1 protein-coding gene is annotated in these 955 nt (G+C 73.1%); it reads left to right on the forward strand.

Annotated elements, in window-relative coordinates; genetic code table 11:
• A partial coding sequence (locus tag LQT98_RS23895; RefSeq protein ID WP_231465749.1) for a condensation domain-containing protein occupies nt 1–955 on the forward strand: 955 nt, incomplete at both ends.

Consider the following 955-nt stretch of genomic DNA (forward strand, 5'->3'; position numbering starts at 1 on the left):
GCGCTGTCGCCGGGGCAGGCCCGTCTGGTCGCGGCAACGCGGCTGGGCGATCCGGCGATGTACAACGAACAGGCGGCGATCGAACTCGCGGACGCCGTCGACGAGGAGGCCGTCGCCCGCGCCTTCGCGGCGCTCGCGCGCCGGCACGACATCCTGCGCACCGTCTTCAGCGACGGCGAGCCGGAACAACAGCGGGTGCTGCCCGAGCCGATCGTCGCCTTGCAAGCGTGGGCGGTGGACGGCGACGACGCCTTGCGCGCGCGCGCCGCGGAATTGGCGCGACAGCCCTTCGCCGCCGGCGCGCCGATGTGGCGCGTCGATCTGTTCTCGACGCCCGAGCGCGCCGCGGTGCTGGTGCTGACCATCCATCACGCCATCTTCGACCGCTGGTCGATGAGCGTGCTGATCCGCGATTTCAGCGCCTATCTCGCGTCGCCGGACGCGGCCGAGCCCTCGGCGCCCCGCCTCAGTTATCGAGACTATGCCGCCTGGCAGCGCCGCTGGATGGCGTCGCCGGACTACGCCGCGCAACTGGACGCCTGGACGGAGGCGCTGGCGGAGGTGGACGAGGTGCCGGCGATACGCGGTGACCGCGCGCGTCCGCCGGCACTGAGCGGGCGCGGCGGCACCGAGCGCTTCGAGATTCCGGCCGCGTGCATGGACGCGGCGGCCGCGTTCTCCCGCGGCCATAACACCACGCTGTTCACCACCTTGTTCAGCGCCTTCGCGCTGCTGCAGCAGCGTTACACCGGCGAGGCGCGCGGGCTGACGCTGACGCCGGCGGCCAACCGGCCTTTCCAGGCGGCGGAGGACATCGCCGGCTACTTCGTCAACCTGGTGGCGCTGGCCACCGAGGTGGGCGAGGGCGACAGCTTCGGCGCGCTGGTGGACCGGGTCCGCGACGCGAGCGCGCAGGCCTTCGCGCGCCAGGGCGTGCCGCTGGACGCCATCGTGG

Source organism: Chromobacterium aquaticum (assembly GCF_021129195.1).
GTDB classification, from domain to species: domain Bacteria; phylum Pseudomonadota; class Gammaproteobacteria; order Burkholderiales; family Chromobacteriaceae; genus Chromobacterium; species Chromobacterium aquaticum.